The following is a 340-nucleotide window of genomic DNA, read 5'->3' on the forward strand; positions in this document are numbered from 1 at the left end:
AATATTTGTTGTAGATCGTGAATGCGTCGGTGCCGTTCAGCGTTTCCATCTCCTGCATCCAGCCGTTTGACCGGGATGCGGTAGGGCTGATTCGGCCGCAATGTCGTGTTGACCTCCTCGTCCAGCAGACCTGCGGGTTCGTCTCTCTGCGCCAACGGCGCTCCTCCAGGATCACATTTCGCTCGGCCTTGATATCATCCTCGTTGAGGATGAGGTTGAACATGCGATCGGCCTCGAAGCCCATCATCTCGCCCAAAACGAGTCATAGGCGGTGAGGGCGTTATTGTAGCCGCCGCTGACTGAGACCGCTCGGTCGAACTCGCTGTCGGCGCGGTTGGTG

General features: G+C 58.2%; 1 pseudogene. It reads right to left on the reverse strand.

Annotated elements, in window-relative coordinates:
• Positions 1-340 (reverse strand): annotated as a pseudogene (locus X742_RS01000000171360) (insulinase family protein); the annotation flags it as partial.

Origin of the sequence: Mesorhizobium sp. LNHC229A00 (assembly GCF_000502415.1) — a bacterium.
GTDB lineage: Bacteria > Pseudomonadota > Alphaproteobacteria > Rhizobiales > Rhizobiaceae > Mesorhizobium.